The 17,013-nt window shown below is 33.0% G+C and carries 16 protein-coding genes; 3 read left to right on the forward strand and 13 right to left on the reverse strand.

Features of this window, described 5'->3' with window-relative positions; all coding sequences use genetic code 11:
• Window positions 1-12: 12 nt before the first annotated feature.
• Both hxlB and hxlA read right to left on the reverse strand, forming a co-directional pair.
• Window positions 13-561, reverse strand: coding sequence for a 6-phospho-3-hexuloisomerase (gene hxlB, locus PYW31_RS13190; protein ID WP_046836043.1), 549 nt, complete (start codon window positions 559-561; stop codon window positions 13-15).
• Window positions 548-1,183 carry a 3-hexulose-6-phosphate synthase gene (hxlA, locus tag PYW31_RS13195; protein ID WP_046836044.1) on the reverse strand — a complete coding sequence of 212 codons (636 nt, stop codon included), beginning with the start codon at window positions 1,181-1,183 and terminating at the stop codon, window positions 548-550. Before hxlA ends, hxlB begins: the two co-directional genes overlap by 14 nt.
• A gap of 101 nt (window positions 1,184-1,284) precedes the next feature.
• On the opposite strand from hxlA, the gene PYW31_RS13200 reads away from it, so the two are divergent.
• Window positions 1,285-1,623: a winged helix-turn-helix transcriptional regulator gene (locus tag PYW31_RS13200; protein ID WP_046836045.1), complete on the forward strand. Its 339-nt coding sequence runs from the start codon at window positions 1,285-1,287 to the stop codon at window positions 1,621-1,623.
• A gap of 111 nt (window positions 1,624-1,734) precedes the next feature.
• Here the strand turns inward: PYW31_RS13200 and PYW31_RS13205 are convergent, their stop codons facing one another.
• Both PYW31_RS13205 and PYW31_RS13210 read right to left on the reverse strand, forming a co-directional pair.
• On the reverse strand, window positions 1,735-2,946 hold the full coding sequence (locus tag PYW31_RS13205) for a CynX/NimT family MFS transporter (RefSeq protein ID WP_046836046.1): 1,212 nt from the start codon (window positions 2,944-2,946) through the stop codon (window positions 1,735-1,737).
• Window positions 2,947-3,653: 707 nt separating this feature from the next.
• Window positions 3,654-4,484, reverse strand: a complete 831-nt coding sequence (locus PYW31_RS13210; RefSeq protein ID WP_046836047.1) for an oxidoreductase — start codon at window positions 4,482-4,484, stop codon at window positions 3,654-3,656.
• Between the two features lie 375 nt (window positions 4,485-4,859).
• On the opposite strand from PYW31_RS13210, the gene PYW31_RS13215 reads away from it, so the two are divergent.
• A complete protein-coding gene (locus PYW31_RS13215; RefSeq protein ID WP_046836048.1) occupies window positions 4,860-5,621 on the forward strand; it encodes an SDR family oxidoreductase in 762 nt (253 codons plus the stop codon).
• Between the two features lie 166 nt (window positions 5,622-5,787).
• Here the strand turns inward: PYW31_RS13215 and PYW31_RS13220 are convergent, their stop codons facing one another.
• Together PYW31_RS13220 and PYW31_RS13225 are read right to left on the reverse strand one after the other, a co-directional pair.
• Complete coding sequence (locus tag PYW31_RS13220; protein ID WP_046836049.1) at window positions 5,788-5,979, reverse strand: hypothetical protein; 192 nt, start codon at window positions 5,977-5,979, stop codon at window positions 5,788-5,790.
• Window positions 5,980-6,118: 139 nt separating this feature from the next.
• Entirely contained in the window at window positions 6,119-6,472 is a 354-nt protein-coding gene (locus PYW31_RS13225; protein ID WP_046836050.1) for a hypothetical protein, read from the reverse strand.
• Between the two features lie 705 nt (window positions 6,473-7,177).
• Here PYW31_RS13225 and PYW31_RS13230 point away from each other — a divergent pair.
• Window positions 7,178-8,191 (forward strand): aldo/keto reductase, encoded by a 1,014-nt coding sequence (locus PYW31_RS13230; protein WP_046836051.1) that lies wholly within the window; start codon window positions 7,178-7,180, stop codon window positions 8,189-8,191.
• Window positions 8,192-8,628: 437 nt separating this feature from the next.
• Here PYW31_RS13230 and PYW31_RS13235 read toward each other — a convergent pair whose 3' ends face one another.
• The 7 genes from PYW31_RS13235 to rpmH form a co-directional block, all read right to left on the reverse strand.
• Complete coding sequence (locus PYW31_RS13235) at window positions 8,629-10,083, reverse strand: carbon starvation CstA family protein (RefSeq protein WP_046836052.1); 1,455 nt, start codon at window positions 10,081-10,083, stop codon at window positions 8,629-8,631.
• A gap of 519 nt (window positions 10,084-10,602) precedes the next feature.
• Complete coding sequence (noc, locus tag PYW31_RS13240) at window positions 10,603-11,442, reverse strand: nucleoid occlusion protein (RefSeq protein ID WP_046837914.1); 840 nt, start codon at window positions 11,440-11,442, stop codon at window positions 10,603-10,605.
• A 43-nt stretch (window positions 11,443-11,485) separates the two neighbouring features.
• A complete protein-coding gene (gene rsmG / locus PYW31_RS13245) occupies window positions 11,486-12,205 on the reverse strand; it encodes a 16S rRNA (guanine(527)-N(7))-methyltransferase RsmG (RefSeq protein WP_046837915.1) in 720 nt (239 codons plus the stop codon).
• A 1-nt stretch (window position 12,206) separates the two neighbouring features.
• The gene (gene mnmG, locus PYW31_RS13250; protein ID WP_046837916.1) at window positions 12,207-14,084 is read right to left on the reverse strand and encodes a tRNA uridine-5-carboxymethylaminomethyl(34) synthesis enzyme MnmG; all 1,878 of its coding nucleotides are present in this window, start codon (window positions 14,082-14,084) and stop codon (window positions 12,207-12,209) included.
• 15 nt (window positions 14,085-14,099) lie between these two features.
• The gene (mnmE, locus tag PYW31_RS13255; protein ID WP_103356892.1) at window positions 14,100-15,479 is read right to left on the reverse strand and encodes a tRNA uridine-5-carboxymethylaminomethyl(34) synthesis GTPase MnmE; all 1,380 of its coding nucleotides are present in this window, start codon (window positions 15,477-15,479) and stop codon (window positions 14,100-14,102) included.
• A gap of 163 nt (window positions 15,480-15,642) precedes the next feature.
• Window positions 15,643-15,987 carry a ribonuclease P protein component gene (gene rnpA, locus PYW31_RS13260; RefSeq protein WP_046837918.1) on the reverse strand — a complete coding sequence of 115 codons (345 nt, stop codon included), beginning with the start codon at window positions 15,985-15,987 and terminating at the stop codon, window positions 15,643-15,645.
• Window positions 15,988-16,145: 158 nt separating this feature from the next.
• Window positions 16,146-16,283 (reverse strand): 50S ribosomal protein L34, encoded by a 138-nt coding sequence (rpmH, locus tag PYW31_RS13265; protein WP_000240855.1) that lies wholly within the window; start codon window positions 16,281-16,283, stop codon window positions 16,146-16,148.
• Between the last annotated feature and the right edge of the window lie 730 nt (window positions 16,284-17,013).

The following is a 17,013-nucleotide window of genomic DNA, read 5'->3' on the forward strand; positions in this document are numbered from 1 at the left end:
AATATGTCTCTATTATTCTAAATTAGCATGATTGTCTTGCATTGTAGTTTCATTTACTTTTACTATTTCTTGCATCGTTAGTACCATGCTATCTAAATAAATTTGACTACTTTGTTCAAACAAGCTTCCTAGTGGTTGTTGAGACCCTTTGACCTCATATTTCGTGCCAGCAGGCAATACAATTGTTAAATCTGCAATTGTAGCAATTGGAGATTTTGGTGTTGTTGACAATAATAAAACATATGCCTGCTTGTCTTTGGCTGTTTGAGCAAGTAATTTTAAATGCGCTGTAGAACCCGAACCTGATGCTATTACAAATACATCATTTGGTTGGATAGATGGCGTAGTCGTTTCACCAATGACATATGCTTGTTTACCTAATTGATTTAATCTCATGGCAAAGCTATTCATTACTAGACCTGAACGTCCTTTACCCGCTACAAAAATGGCTGAGTCATCCATCAGCACTTTCAAAAATTTATCTGTTTCTGATTCACTGATATTAGCTAATGTTTGTTTAATCTCATCTAATATTAAGTGAAAATGACTATGCATTTGCATCTACGATATCACGACATTGTTTAGCAGCAGCTTTTGGATCATCAGCGTTTGCGATACCGCCACCAACAATAATTAAATCTGGTTGTTCAGCTGCCACTGTTTCAATTGTATCTGGTTTGATTCCACCTGCTACAGCTACTTTTGAATTTGAAATAACTGATTTAACAGTACGTAAACTTTCTAAAGGTGATACACCTTCAGCTTGTAAATCATAACCAGTATGTACTGCAATATAGTCAGTACCCATTTTATCTAATTCAGCTGCGCGCTGTTCTAAATTTTGAACTGCGATCATATCAACTAACAATTCTTTACCACTGTTGTGCGCTTCTTCGATAGCACTTTTAATTGAAGCATCTTCAGAAACACCAAGAATTGTTACGATATCAGCTCCGAATTTTACAGCTTGGCTTACTTCATATCCGGCAGCATCCATAATTTTTAAATCTGCTAATACTTGTGTGTTATTAACTGACTTACTCATATGTTCAACGGCAGATAGCCCTTCATTTATAACAATTGGTGTTCCAATTTCTACGATATCAATAAATTCCTCTACTTCTTGAGCCAGCTTTGCTGCCTCTTTTTGGTCTAATAGATCGATTGCTAATTGTAATTTCATTAAAATTTCCCCTCTCTATCTTTTGTAACCCCATTATGGTATTATTTATAATTAATGACAATACTGACATTGTTGTCACTATATAAAATGGAGGCATCTCTTTGTTAATTGAATATAATAATAAAGAATTTTATACATCGAAAGATTTAGCTTTGTCTGTAATTGGTGGAAGATGGAAAATCGCTATTATTTACCATCTGTTGCAAAGTAATCGTTTAAGATTAAGTGAATTACAAAATAAACTTCCTGATATCAATCAGCGCATGTTAATCAGACAACTTCGAGAATTGGAACAAGATAAAATCATTGAAAGAACCGTTTATCCAGTAGTACCACCAAAAGTGGATTACATATTAACTGACATTGGTCTAAGTCTTGATAAAGTCGTCTATGCGATTTGTGATTGGGGCGACGATTATTTGAAAGTAATTGAAAAATAAGCCTTGCTCATTCCAATACAAACCAAACCCCCTCCCTTAAAAAAGGAAGAGGGTTTTTTGACATTAATTTGGTTTAAATTAGAATGCTTTAAATTAAACATCTATTGTTACCTATGCATCTTCGATTACTTTATCCTTAGATGCACCATAACCAAAAATTAAGAAACATATTGGCATAATCAATAAAAATATTATACCTGCGTTCCAATTACCTGTAGCATCAAATAAGAATCCCATAAATATAGGACCAATGGCTCCTATTAAATAACCTACCGATTGACCAAAACCCGATAAAGAGATACTGCCATCACTTGTCCGTGCTCTAATAGAAAAAAATGTCATACATAAACTAAAACAAGCACCCATTGCTAGTCCTGCAATGATAATACCAATAATTAATAAAACAAGATTATGTGCAAACAAAAAACTAAATCCAATTAAGAATAAAGCTGTTATAATAACCACTAAAATACGTTGCTCTTTTAATCTAGCAGCAATGATTGGAAAGATAAATGTCATAGGTACTTGAGCAAACTGATTAATCATGAATAAATAACCCGCAGTAGTTGGATCTAAACCTCTATTAATTAATATGGCTGGTACCCAAGCCACCACCGAGTAAACCATCATAGATTGAAAGCCCATAGTCAGTGCAATCATCCAAGCCAGTTTAGAATTGAATACTTTTATTTTACAATGTGACTTTATTCGCGCATCACTCAAAGAAGATTTTTCGAGTTTTACACTTTTTTTCATTTTAGGTAGCCATAGTAACATTGCTAAAGCCGCTAATATAATCCATATCGATAGGGATAGTCGGAAATTAAACAGTGTTAGTGTAGATAATGGAACACTTAACCCACCGCCTAATCCACCAGTAAAGTGCATCATTGCACTATACATACCTGTAGCTATACCAATTTGCGTAGGAAAATACCATTTAACATAACTGGGTAAAAGTACGTTACCGAAGGCAATCGCAACACCCAAAAGTATGGTGCCAATAAGAAAGATATTAAAATCACCTGCTACACGCACGATTAATGCAATACCTAGTAAAATGGTTAATAATAAGAGTGTTCGTGAAATAGTTAAATATGAAGTGACCTTTGAAACTAGGGGTGAAATAATAGCAAAAATAATTAATGGAATTGTTGTTAAGGAACCCGCAATGCTGTCGTTAATTTTTAATTCTTTTATAATCTCATTGACAACTGGTCCTACTGATGTAAGTGGCGCACGTAGCGTTGAAGCAATAAACATTATTGCAATCACCACGCTCCAATTTTCTTGTATCTTATTTATACGATAGGGTTCACTCATCCGATGCAACCTTTCTTTTTATAGTTTAAAATAGGTTTTCGCTTTCTGTTTGAATGTGTGAATTCAAAACGACATTCAAGGTAGCATACATTTCTGACTTTTTATAAATTTTCTTTTTCAATATGACTCATCTTCATCAGTTCTGTTTACTTACTAAGTTTGAATCACCCCCCTAAAACTCAGAACCTCGCTCCTCAACGACTCGTATCCCAAATATTATTTATTTAAATCTACAATTAAAAAATTTGAATTTTCTGTAAAAAATTGTTATTTAAAATCTTACATTAAAAGAATTTAATTTACAACTGAAATTAGTTTGTGTTATCTTTTGATTTATTAATGATAAATCATTAAATTTTCTTTTGTTAAGTTTTTATATATTATATTTCCATTTATTTGATGGTGTGTAAATTTTTAAAGTTCAAACATGAAAAACCTTCCAAGATGGTTAACTTGGAAGGCATTAAGACTACATAATTTTTTATTTTAAAAACGCGCTATTGTATGTTTTGTAGATGACAATTTTATTTTATCTCATCATCATAGTCACAATCACAACTCATATCCATAAGAAAATAAATCACTATCCACTATTTTTCAAAAGAAATAGTGTTTAACAAAATAAAGCTGGGGTAATAAATATCTGAGACGAAAAAACGTACTATGCTTTAAATCTATTTATAGATGAGATAAATTTAAACATTATGCTAATTACGTGGTGAATGCTCTACTTGTTTTTTTTGAATACGGTTAAATAATTTTGTAGGAAGTATCGCATGCATCAATATAATTATTTTTGCTGAGAATCCCACAATATAACGTGGTTTTGCCTTAGGTCGCTCTATCGATTTAACAATCGTCTTTGCCACTGCAGATGGCGCAAGTAAAAAGTCAGATTTAAATTGTTTATCCATTAAGTTTGCCATATTTTGAGACTGTTCTTCATAAACACTACCTCGTGAAGAAGCTTGAAGATGATTAATTGCAATAGGGCCCCAATTTGTTTTTATGCCACCAGGCGCAATTACAATGACATCAATTCCAAAATCAGATAATTCTAAGCGCAAACTTTCACTGTATCCTTCTAATGCATGCTTTGAGGCATGATACCATACGCCAAAACAACTTGGCACGCGTCCACTTATAGAAGATATATTGATAATTTTACCAAAATTTTGTTCACGCATTGAAGGTATAATTGCTTTAGTTAGCTCTGATAAGCCAAATAAGTTAACTTCAAATTGTTTTTTGGCTTCTTCAATTGATACATCTTCAACAGCACCAAATGACCCATAACCAGCGCTATTAACTAAAATATCGATATGGCCTTCCACTTCAATAATATGATTAACCACATTTTGAATTAACGAATGATTTGTAATATCCAGTTTAATTAATTTCACATTGTATGCACGCAAAGCGCTCATACTTTCTATGTTTCTTGCTGCTGCATACACATGATAATCTTTTTTAGCTAAGGCTTTTGCTGTTTCGTATCCTATGCCGCTACTTGCTCCTGTAACTAAAGCCACTTTCATTTTCCCAATCTCCCTTGCACTATATTTTGTAAATGTAAGTATCGATTTATCTGCTTAATTAATCACTAAATTTACCCACTGAATCAATGCCATGATCTTATCTCTAAATTGATTTATAGGACATTCCATGAGCATCAGAATCCTTACTACGCTGACTGTTTGCATTTTGTTTTGCTAATATATCACATATCCCATTAATTTTAAAAAATAAGCATGATTATTTCCTAGGAAATGTAGGTAATACTTGTTCATATATCAATGCATACCTCGTAGTGTTTTTTTTTAAGCATGAAGAAAACATTTTGAGTTTATTATTAGAATTTTATATGTAAACGTAATATAATTTTCACACTTACAAAAATAGGGGTGTGTTTCATGAATATAAAAAATAATACGATTCTTATTACTGGCGGTGCTTCAGGTATAGGATTGCAATTCACTAAAAAGTTTTATGAAAACAATAATAAAATCATTATCTGTGGACGTAATACAGAAAAATTAGAGAACATCAAATCCCAATTTCCCGAAATCATCACTATGCAGTGTGACATCAGTAGCACTGAAGATCGCTTAAATTTATACCATTGGGTTATTAAAAATTATCCAGATATTAATATGTTAGTAAATAATGCTGGTATACAGAACCGCTTCAATATTTTAACTGCTAATGCTGAAAATCATTGGTCTGATCTCAATACTGAAATTCAATCTAACTTTGAAGCGACTGTTCAATTATCCATTTTATTTAGTCAGCATTTTGCAAATCACAACACAGATTCAAGTATCATCAATGTTTCTTCAGGATTAGCTTTTGCTCCAATGGCTATTGCACCGATATACTCTGCAACTAAAGCTGCTGTACACGCATTTACATCTAGTTTAAGACACCAATTATCCGAGACTCAGACAAATGTTTATGAAGTCATTCCACCTGCTGTAAATACAGATTTAGGTGGCAAAGGCATCCATACTTTTGGTGCTGATCCTACTGATTTTATAAATGAGATTTTTGAAGGCTTACTCAATGATAAAAAGGAAATCGGTTACGGTTCATCAAATGATCGTCTTAAAATGTCAAAAACTGAACTAGATCAATTTACTGAAGCTATGTATCATCAACAAAAAGATACTATTTAAGTATTTATCCTATGAAAAAAGACTTAGAACTTGTTCTAGGTCTTTTTTATTTATCTCATTATATGCTCTTAGCTTATTTTAATTTCTACATAAATTGGTATGCTGTCACACCATATTGATATTTAAAAATAAGCAAGGCTCAAAATAATTGAACCTCGCTTTTCATTTAAGCCTTATATTTTATTATTATTCCTAGCACAGTCAAAGATGCTAATAATACTATTAATATTGTGTATAGCTTACTGATTTTTTGTTGATTTTGTTCTAATTCAGCAATTCTTAGTTCTTGTATCTCTAATTCTTCCCTAGATTCACTATCGCTTTGTTTAATAATATTGAGTTGATCTTGCTTCTTCATAAATACATCCCCTTTAATACTTTGTATTTACATTATACAATTTAAATACATATATATCATATTTTATCAACTTTTATTAATAGATTTCTAAATAATTGATAATATCCTCCTCTCATAATTTATGAAAGAAGGATACTGATTAATGTGCCAACATGTAATTGCGGGCTTCTTGTTCTTCTAAAAGTGTTAATTGTGTTGTTGCATCTTTAAGTGCACTGAGTGATTTCTCAAAATATATAAAAGTTACTTGATAGTAACCATTTCCAGCATCTGTAAGTGTTGCTCTTGTATTTTCATCTCCAATAATTTCCTTTGTCTCTTTCGATGTTTTAAAAAAAGTAGTAAGATGCTCAAAAGACAATATTTCGCTTTGCTCTATGCAAAAATAAAATACTTGACTGCTTTGCTTCTCTAATCTTTTTAAATAATGTTTATCGACAGACTGCACTTCATATTTATCATTTACCGTGTTACTTTGTCTAGCTTTAATCATTTTTATACCTCTACTTTCGATTTAAGGTATTAAGTTTGATATAGTATGAGCAGTGCTTTGAATACATAAATTCAAATAAGTGTTAAAGGAATAACTTTTATTTTAATACATACAGAATGTCCCAGTTCGAATAAGACAATACTGTATTTTAATTAACGTTTGGCTTGAATAAAATACATATCTTAATTCAATCATGCTATCTAAAATTGCAATGCTTACAATACTTGGGCTATATCCTAATAAATATACGGCACCAATATTTATTCTTATTCCTTTAAACAATACTATTCTACTTAATCACTTACGATTTAACATCATACCAATAATTTTTGAAAAAATCACGAATTAATACTCAAAATAATGATATACAATGAAATTGTAATTGGTTAGAAATTTGAATGTAATACATTTGTAAAAAAATTTATTTATATATATAAATTTACCCTTTACACATTAGCGTTTTAAAAATGATATCTTATTCATTTTTAAATTAATCTTCAATTTTTGGTATACGCACTTTAAAGTGCGTACTTTTTTTTTGAGCTGTTATATTTCATAATTGATTGCATAAACTTTATAAGGGTAATTAGCATTGAGAAAGTATTATTTTTAGAAATACGCTCCGCGCAATATTATATCAACGGTTATTATAATGTTTACGTTGTTCAGTTATTTGAACTTATAAGTTACAAGGAGGAAATTTAAATGAAAAAAATACTACAAAGTAATTTAGGTTTTGGTAGTGCTCCATTAGGCAATATGTATCGTGATATTCCGGAAGACGAGGCCATTGCAACAGTAAATACAGCATGGGATAGTGGGATACGTTATTTTGACACTGCACCAATATACGGAGCAGGGCTGTCTGAGAGCCGTCTTGGTGAAGCGTTGTCTACTAAGAACCGTGATGAATATATATTAAGTACAAAAGTAGGAAGAATCGTATCTAATGAAATAGATGAGTCATCTTCCCGCAATATTGAGGAAAAAGGCGGGATTTTCAAACATGGTCGTAAGAATAAAATAATTAATGACTATAGTGCAGATGCAACACTACAATCTATTGAAGACAGTTTAAAACGCTTAAAAACTGATCATATTGATTTTGTCTTTATCCATGATCTGGCACAAGACGTATATGGAGATGAATGGATTGGTCAATTTGAAATTGCACGTACGGGCGCATTTCGTGCGTTAACTCGTTTACGTGATGAAGGGGTCATTAAAGGCTGGGGTCTTGGTGTTAATAGAACTGAAGCTATTGAACTAATGCTAGGTTTAGACGAACCTAAGCCAGATGTTTCACTATTAGCCGGACGTTATACATTGTTAGATCATGAGCGTGCTTTACAAAACGTTATGCCAGCAGCGCAGCAACAGGGCATGGATATCATTGTAGGTGGTCCATATAGCTCCGGTGTACTTGTAGGCGGCAAAACTTTTGAATACCAAGAAGCTTCTCCCGAAATACTTGATAGAGTCGCAAAAATTAAATCTATTACAGATAGCTATCATATTAGTATTAAAGCTGCGGCGTTACAATTTTCGTTAGCTAACCCAGCAGTTGCAGCTGTGATACCAGGTGCTAGTAAGCCGAGTCGTATCGCTGAAGATAATGAAGCTCTAAATACCGAAATTCCAGCATCATTTTGGAAAGAAATGCGTGAACACAATCTAGTCTCTCCTCATGCACCACTGCCAATTGATTTTAAATCATAAATAAATCTTATGCCATGCTCTAATCACTTAAATAGAGCATGGCATTTTTAATTTGTATTTGTCATTATTTCTATATTTACGTTAATAACATCATCTATAACTGCATCAAACAATCAACTTAATGTTAATAAGTGATGGGTATCCAGGTAGTTTCTATCAGTTTCTCAATGAGTAATTGTTTGTCGTGAAACAAGTAAACCTTCTAGAGAGTATTTCTTGCGTCATTTACACCATATAATTTGCATAGCTAAATTTAGTTGTCTCTCACCATCGATTAGAACATCATATAGGATATAAATTCATACGCTTAAACTTTATACATAATTACGTACTGCTTATATAAAATTACTTTAAAACTTATATTATATTTTTAGACCACCTTTAGACATATTAAAAGAGAACACATACAACTACATGCGTTCTCTCCTGTTACTTTATTATGAAATAGGTTGTTGTTGTTGAATGGGATGATCTAGTTCAAATTTAACGCCAGCTGTCATTTTCTTATATTGATAAGTAAAGTAACCTATCCATAAGATTGTAAGTATAAATGCTATACCATAACTTAAATTTAAATCTAAACCTAATCCAATCTTTTGGCTCAGTATATACGTGAAAATATTCCAAGTCATAAACACGGCTGGCACTGCTGCAACCCAAAAATTCTTTTTAGCAATTAAGAGATACATAGCTCCAACCCATAAAGCAATAACAGCAGTAGTTTGGTTAGCCCAAGAAAAATATCTCCACAATACCGTGAAATCAACCTGTGTCAAACCAAAGCTGATTACAAACAATGGGATTGCCGCAATAATCCTTTTTACCATACTGCGTTGTCCATAATTTAAATAATCCGCTATAATCATTCTAGCGCTTCGGAATGAAGTGTCTCCACTTGTAATTGGTAGTACGATCACACCTAGAACTGCCATAGTACCAAATACTGAACCTAATAACAGGTGCGATGCTTGGCTAACAACTAATGCCGCTTCTCCACGTGCTAAAACTTCATTAAGTCCACTATAACCATTAAAGAGACTCATTCCTGCTGCTGCCCAAATCATAGCAATAATACCTTCTGCAATCATCATGCCATAAAAGATAAAACGACCATTCTTCTCTTTATTTGTCGTTCTAGAAATAATCGGTGTTTGCGTAGCATGAAAACCTGATAATGCTCCACATGTAATTGTAAAGAATAATAATGGGAATATCGGTGCCCCATCAGGGTGCATATTCTTTAAATTAATTTCAGGTATCGGTGCGCCAGTTTGAATAAGACGGAAACCTATACCGACCGCACTGATTAAAAGTAATGCCCCAAAAATTGGATAAATTCTCCCAATAATTTTATCGATAGGTAAAATTGTAGATAAGATATAATATACAAAAATCACAAAAATGATAATTCCCAATGCAATACGACCATCAACTAAATTATGTAACAATAGTGCCGGGCTCGTTACAAAAACTGTGCCAGTTAGAAGTAATAATAAAATAGAAAAGATATTTACAAAATGCTTCATAAACTGACCTAAAAATTTCCCAGCTAGTTCAGGTAAATGTGCCCCTTTATTACGTATTGAAATCATACCAGTAAGATAATCGTGAACTGCCCCTGCAAAAATACATCCCACAACAATCCATATAAATGCAACCGGACCATATAATGCCCCCATAATCGGACCGAAAATAGGGCCAACCCCTGCAATATTCAATAATTGAATCATTGAATTGGATGATGTTTTCATTGGTAGATAATCGACATCATCTCTTTGATGATATGCTGGTGTTGGACGATCTGATTTTGTGCCAAACATTTTATCGATATACTTACCATAAGTAAAATAACCTACAACTAGTAAAATAATGGCTACGATAAACGTAATCATATTACTCCCCCCTTAGTTAATATGTAAGCGTTTTCTTAATTTAACCATAGTTGGTATTATTACACAATAACCAATACGAATTTATTTATCTTTTATACTTTGGGATACAAATCTCCTTTGTATTCAAAAAAACTCTCATCTCAAAGGAGATTCCTCTCGGATTACAATAGCGCTTGCTATTGCATTAAGAAGCTCTAATCTCCTTTGTATTCAAAAAACTCTCATCTCAAAGGAGATTCCTCTCGGATTACAATAGCGCTTGCTATTGTATTAAGAAGCTCTAATCTCCTTTGTATTCAAAAAAAAGCTCTCATCTCAAAGGAGATTCCTCTCGGATTACAATAGCGCTTGCTATTGCATTAAGAAGCTCTATTCTCCTTTGTATTCAAAAAAAAGCTCTCATCTCAAAGGAGATTCCTCTCGGATTACAATAGCGCTTGCTATTGCATTAAGAAGCTCTATTCTCCTTTGTATTCAAAAAAACTCTCATCTCAAAGGAGATAAGAGCTTCTATAACATTTAGCGTTTGTATAATTTTATCTTTATTTCATAATAATCATCATGGTCTTTAGTTTGATGTTCAACATAGACGCCACTTTTTTCGATTGTTTCTAAGCTTTTCCCAACTGTTTCTCTGGCATCAGTTAGATCTTTAGCAAATTCAAATCTTTGAGCCTTCACTTTTTCAGGACCAACTTTTTGTTTCACGCGTGCTTCTGTTTGTTTTACATTCAACTTTTGACTAATTACCGTCTCAACCAATATCTCTTGATCTTCTTCTGATAAACTTAACATAGCACGTGCATGACGTTCAGTAATTTTTCCTTCACGTAAACGTTCAATGACTTTTGGCGTTAATTTCAATAAACGTAATTTATTAGCAATGAAACTTTGACTTTTTCCTACACTTTTTGCTAAATCACTCTGTGTCGTATCTCCAATTTCCAATAACTTTTTATAGGCTTCCGCTTCTTCAATCACTGATAAATTTTCGCGTTGAATATTCTCAATCAATGCAACAACTGCGGTTTCTTCATCATCTAAAAATCTAATGATTACATCTGCATAAGTTTTACCTAAAGTCTGTAAAGCTCTGAATCTACGCTCACCAGCAATAATTTCAAACATATCTTCTTCGATTGGACGTACGACAATCGGTTGTAACAAACCATGCTCTTCTATTGATTCTGCGAGTTCTTTAATCTTATTTGGCTCAAATACTTGTCTTGGTTGATAACGGTTTGGCACAATGCGCTCAATATGAATAGATTCAACGTTATTATTATAATCTTCTTCAATATAACCAACAATGTCATCTTTATTTTTTAAACCAAATAATTTAGAAAAAGGTTTTTTCATACATTCCACGCGCTCCCTCTAAATTAATTGTATTGAATAACTTCTACTTTTCTAGTAATGGAGCCTTATTGGGCGTTCCAGGTTTTCTAGGATACTTTTTCGGTGTCTGACTTCTTTTTTCGATAATAATCATCTGTCTTTCACCTGCATCTTCTGGTAATTCATATGAAATAGTATCCTGTACTTTTCCACCGAATACTCCAATACCAAAGCCCGCTTCAGCTAATTCTTCCTCACCTTTAGATGATTTTAAAGCGATGAACTGTCCACTCTTTTTAACTAAAGGTAAGCACAATTCACTTAATACGGAAAGTCTCGCAACAGCACGTGCAGTAACAATATCATAAGACTCCCTGTAGGCTCCCTTTCCGTAAGTTTCGGCACGATCATGTACGAAACTTACATTTTCTAATCCCAACGCCTCGGCTAATTGGTTTAAAAAATGAATACGTTTATTTAAAGAATCTACAATTGTAACATGCAAATTTGGAAAAATAATCTTTAAAGGAATGCTAGGAAAACCAGCACCAGCACCTATGTCACAAATTGTTAATGGCTGAGTCAAATCCGTATAAAAACTTGGAGCAATTGAATCATAAAAATGTTTCAAATATACTTCATGTTCTTCAGTTATACTTGTTAAATTCATTTTTTCATTCCATTCAACAAGCATTTGATAATACGTTTGAAATTGTTGTCGTTGTTCATTAGATAATTCTATACCATGTGTACTGAGTTGCTTAGTTAACCATTCTACACTCATCTTAATTATTCACCCTTTGAATTTTACCTTGTTCTAGATACACAAGCAAAATTGAGATGTCCGCTGGATTTACGCCAGAAATACGAGAAGCTTGAGCAATGTTTAACGGCTTAACTTCTGTTAATTTTTCTCGTGCTTCAGTCGCTAAACTTTCTACTTTACTATAATCTAAGTCTTCTGGAATTTTTTTCTCTTCCATGCGTTTTACTTTTTCAACTTGTTGTAAAGACTTGTTGATGTATCCTTCATATTTTGTTTGAATTTCTACTTGTTCTTCCACATCTTCTGGTAGATGATGTGCTTCATCTAAAATGTCTATAATTAAATCATATGTCATTTCTGGACGACGTAATAACTCTAAAGCCAATATACCATCTTTTAAGCGGGAACCGCCTTGTGCTTCGATAATTTCTTGAACACGTTCTTGCGGTTTAATACGAATACTATTCAAACGTGCTTGTTCTGATTTTATCATTTCTCGTTTCTTATTAAAACGTTCATAACGCTCTTCTGAAATCATTCCTAATTCATAACCTAAGTCAGTTAGACGTAAATCTGCATTATCATGTCTTAATAATAAGCGATATTCTGCACGTGAAGTCAATAAACGATAAGGTTCGTTTGTACCTTTAGTAACAAGGTCATCGATTAATACGCCAATATATGCGTCAGAACGACTTAAGATGACTTCATCTTTGTCTTGTACTCTAGCTGCTGCATTAATTCCAGCCATAATACCTTGACCAGCCGCTTCTTCATAACCTGATGTGCCATTAATTTGACCCGCAGTATAAAGATTTTTAATTTTTTTAGTTTCTAATGTTGGCCATAATTGTGTAGGTACAATTGCATCATATTCAATAGCATAGCCCGCACGCATCATATCTGCTTTTTCTAAACCAGGGATCGTTTCTAACATTTGACGTTGTACATGTTCAGGAAGACTTGTAGATAGACCTTGTACATATACTTCATTTGTATTTCTTCCTTCTGGTTCTAAGAATAACTGATGACGTGGTTTATCATTAAATCTTACAAATTTATCTTCGATTGAAGGACAATATCTTGGACCTGTACCTTTAATCATTCCAGAATACATTGCAGATAGATGTAAATTATCGTCAATGACTTGATGCGTATCACCATTTGTATATGTTAGCCAACATGGTAATTGATCTAAGATATATTCAGTAGTTTCAAAACTGAATGCTCTACCAACGTCATCGCCAGGTTGAATTTCAGTTTTTGAATAGTCTATTGTTTTTGCATTTACACGTGGCGGTGTACCTGTCTTAAATCTCACAACATCAAAACCTAAACCTCGTAAGTTATCAGCAAGTGAAACAGATGGTAATTGATGATTAGGGCCACTTGAATATTTCATATTGCCTAAGATAATTTCTCCACGTAAAAACGTACCTGTTGTAATGATTACTGCCTCTGCCCAGTATTCTGTACCAATATTTGTACGCACGCCTTTAATGACATCATCTTCAATAATTAATTCGTCTACCATACCTTGCATGATATCGAGATTATCTTCATCTTCAATCACTTTTTTCATTTCTTGTTGATATAACACTTTGTCTGCTTGTGCACGTAATGCTCTTACAGCTGGGCCTTTACCAGTGTTCAACATACGCATTTGTATGTGCGTTTTATCAATTGTTTTCGCCATTTGACCGCCTAAGGCATCTATTTCACGTACAACAATACCTTTTGCCGGTCCACCAACGGACGGGTTACATGGCATAAATGCGATATTATCTAAGTTAATTGTTAACATTAACGTTTTCGCACCACGTCGAGCTGAAGCAAGTCCCGCTTCGACACCAGCATGCCCAGCTCCTATTACTACTACATCATATTCTTGAGCCATACTTTTTCCTCCTTATTATTTCCCTAAACAGAATTGACTAAATAATTGATCAATCAATTCATCACTTGCTGATTCTCCGATGATTTCGCCTAAAAGTTCCCAAGTTCTCGTCAAATCAATTTGAATCATATCCATCGGTATACCTGTTTCTGCAGCATCTATAGCATCTTGAATGGCATTTCTAGCTTGTTTTAACAGTGAAATATGTCTTGAATTAGAAACATATGTCATGTCCTGGCTTTGAACGTCGCCACCAAAGAATAAATCTCTTATTTGAATTTCTAGTTGATCAATACCTTCTTGTTTTAACATTGATGTTTGAATTAGTGGCATATCACCGACCATTGCTTTAACTTCATCTATATCTAATTGACGCTCTAAATCCATCTTATTAATGATGACGATAGCATCTTCATTTTTAATTACTTCATAAAGTTTACGGTCTTCTTCTGAAAGTGATTCGTTATAATTTAATACAAATAAAATTAAATCTGCCTCGCCCAACGCCTTTCTAGAACGTTCAACGCCTATACGTTCAACAATATCTTCAGTTTCACGTATACCAGCAGTATCTACTAACCTTAAAGGTACACCTCTAACATTGACATATTCTTCAAGCGTATCGCGTGTTGTACCTGCGACTTCAGTTACAATTGCTTTATTATCCTGGATAAGGTTGTTTAACATTGATGATTTCCCAACATTCGGCTTTCCTACAATAACGGTAGATAGTCCTTCTCTCATAATCTTACCTTGAGTTCCGGTGTCTAATAGTTGGTTAATTTCTGTTTTAATTTCATTTGACTTACCCAGTAAGAATTCTGTAGTTGCGTCTTCTACATCATCATATTCTGGATAATCTATATTTACTTCGACTTGAGCAAGAATTTCGAGAATGGACTGTCGCTGTCGCTTAATCATATCACTTAAACGACCTTCTATTTGATTCATTGCAACTTTAGATGCACGATCGGTTTTAGAACGAATAAAATCCATCACTGCCTCAGCTTGAGACAAATCAATACGCCCATTTAAGAATGCACGTTTCGTATACTCACCAGGATCTGCAATTCGAGCCCCATAAGTCATCGTCAATTCCAATACTCTATTAATTGTTAAAATACCACCGTGACAGTTAATTTCAACAATATCTTCACGGGTAAATGTCTTTGGTGCACGCAATACAGAAACCATTACTTCCTCTATAACTTCTTTTGATTCAGGATCAATAATATGACCATAGTTTATCGTATGTGATTTAACATGTTCGAGTTTGTCTTTACCCTTATATAATTTGTCTACGATATTTACTGCATCAACACCTGATAAACGCACGATACCTATAGCGCCCTCGCCCATTGGTGTGGATATACTCGTTATTGTATCTAAATCCATCATCACATCTCGCCTCCTTCTCGACTTAAAAATTATCATTATAATATTGTAAATAGTTTAACATTAAAAAGCGAACATCTTGATTGAAAACTAGGTGAGTTAGTCTTAGGTTTGTCTGATGTAAGACTAACGGTAGTCTTAATTCATTACTCCCCTACCCTGCTTACACACGTTTATTAAAAACTTTTGCTATTTTCAAAACATGTTCTAAACTTGCTTGTATTTGTAAAGTATCCATATCTTTAGCAGGATGTCTTGCAATAACAATAATATCAATTGGTATAATATCTTCTTTATGGATTTTGAAGTTTTCGCGAATCGCTCGTTTGATACGATTTCTTACAACAGCGTTACCTAATTTCTTAGAAACACTTATGCCTAAACGAAAATGTTTTAAATCTTTGTTAGGTTTTGTATATACTACAAATTGTCTATTAGCTACTGATTTTCCTTTTTTATAAATAAATTGGAAATCACTATTCTTTTTGATTCGGTATGCTTTCTCCAACAAACATCACTCGCTTATCTTCTTCATTACATATATTCTATCTTAATATATGCCTTAAACTCTAACTAAGCTACTATTATATAGTAAAAACTACTACTATGCTTAAGTCATTTTCCCTCATTAAAACCAAAAAAAAGACCACTGATGAGTCAGTGATCTTATGCTGATAAAACTTTACGGCCTTTACGACGACGGCGCGCCAACACTTTACGGCCATTTTTTGTGCTCATGCGTTTTCTGAAACCATGAACTTTACTATGTTTACGTTTATTTGGTTGATAAGTACGTTTTACCATGTAAAAACACCTCCATGTTTATTCGGTTATCTAACTATTATAATAGATAAATTAATATACGCTTCTGCTTTAAGTCTTGATTTAACTTAATTAATTTCTAGTCTTGATTCAAGCAACTATTTCAATATAACAAAATATATTTTATAAAGCAAGCACCAATTTAAGAGATCTTAGTAATATAGATTAAATTAATTATACCTTCAAAATCATCAAAAATCATCATTATAATGAAAGATTTATATTAAGAACTGCTTTAAACGCCTCTGCCACAACATTTAGAACTTTTCCAAATAATAACATTCCTCTTTATACATTTTTCATACAGTTTTATAAATTATTTCCCAAGACCCACAAATGTTTCTTTTTTTGGTATACTATTTATTCTTCAAAGTTATCCACTTATACACATATAGAACGTTCGATTTTGTGGATAATTTTCACACTATTCACAACTTCTCCTACGATTTAACAACATATGCACACCCATTTGACAGAGGTCTATGTTAAAAAGTATAATTGTGTGGATAAGTCATGTAATTGTTGATACATAAAGGGTTTGATTTATTAAATTATATACAAAAGTCCTGTGCATAATTCATAGTACTGTATGAGTTATCCACTGACTGTGTGTAACTTGTGGATAATTATCAACAGGCTGTGATTCTATTTATCCACTGCTGTTATTTTTGTGTATAACTATTAAAATTTACAAAATATGGAGTTTGTTAAT

The sequence above is a fragment of the Staphylococcus succinus genome (assembly GCF_029024945.1).
GTDB lineage: Bacteria > Bacillota > Bacilli > Staphylococcales > Staphylococcaceae > Staphylococcus > Staphylococcus succinus.

What these genes read in the sequence shown, in the direction of transcription:
- PYW31_RS13235 (WP_046836052.1), bottom strand. Translation starts at nt 10,083, where the DNA reads ATGATTACGTTTATCGTAGCCATTATTTTACTAGTTGTAGGTTATTTT.
- hxlB (WP_046836043.1), bottom strand. Translation starts at nt 561, where the DNA reads ATGCAAATGCATAGTCATTTTCACTTAATATTAGATGAGATTAAACAA.
- rpmH (WP_000240855.1), bottom strand. Translation starts at nt 16,283, where the DNA reads ATGGTAAAACGTACTTATCAACCAAATAAACGTAAACATAGTAAAGTT.
- PYW31_RS13215 (WP_046836048.1), top strand. Translation starts at nt 4,860, where the DNA reads ATGAATATAAAAAATAATACGATTCTTATTACTGGCGGTGCTTCAGGT.
- noc (WP_046837914.1), bottom strand. Translation starts at nt 11,442, where the DNA reads ATGAAAAAACCTTTTTCTAAATTATTTGGTTTAAAAAATAAAGATGAC.
- mnmE (WP_103356892.1), bottom strand. Translation starts at nt 15,479, where the DNA reads ATGGATTTAGATACAATAACGAGTATATCCACACCAATGGGCGAGGGC.
- PYW31_RS13230 (WP_046836051.1), top strand. Translation starts at nt 7,178, where the DNA reads ATGAAAAAAATACTACAAAGTAATTTAGGTTTTGGTAGTGCTCCATTA.
- PYW31_RS13210 (WP_046836047.1), bottom strand. Translation starts at nt 4,484, where the DNA reads ATGAAAGTGGCTTTAGTTACAGGAGCAAGTAGCGGCATAGGATACGAA.
- PYW31_RS13205 (WP_046836046.1), bottom strand. Translation starts at nt 2,946, where the DNA reads ATGAGTGAACCCTATCGTATAAATAAGATACAAGAAAATTGGAGCGTG.
- rsmG (WP_046837915.1), bottom strand. Translation starts at nt 12,205, where the DNA reads ATGAGTGTAGAATGGTTAACTAAGCAACTCAGTACACATGGTATAGAA.
- PYW31_RS13220 (WP_046836049.1), bottom strand. Translation starts at nt 5,979, where the DNA reads ATGAAGAAGCAAGATCAACTCAATATTATTAAACAAAGCGATAGTGAA.
- PYW31_RS13225 (WP_046836050.1), bottom strand. Translation starts at nt 6,472, where the DNA reads ATGATTAAAGCTAGACAAAGTAACACGGTAAATGATAAATATGAAGTG.
- mnmG (WP_046837916.1), bottom strand. Translation starts at nt 14,084, where the DNA reads ATGGCTCAAGAATATGATGTAGTAGTAATAGGAGCTGGGCATGCTGGT.
- hxlA (WP_046836044.1), bottom strand. Translation starts at nt 1,183, where the DNA reads ATGAAATTACAATTAGCAATCGATCTATTAGACCAAAAAGAGGCAGCA.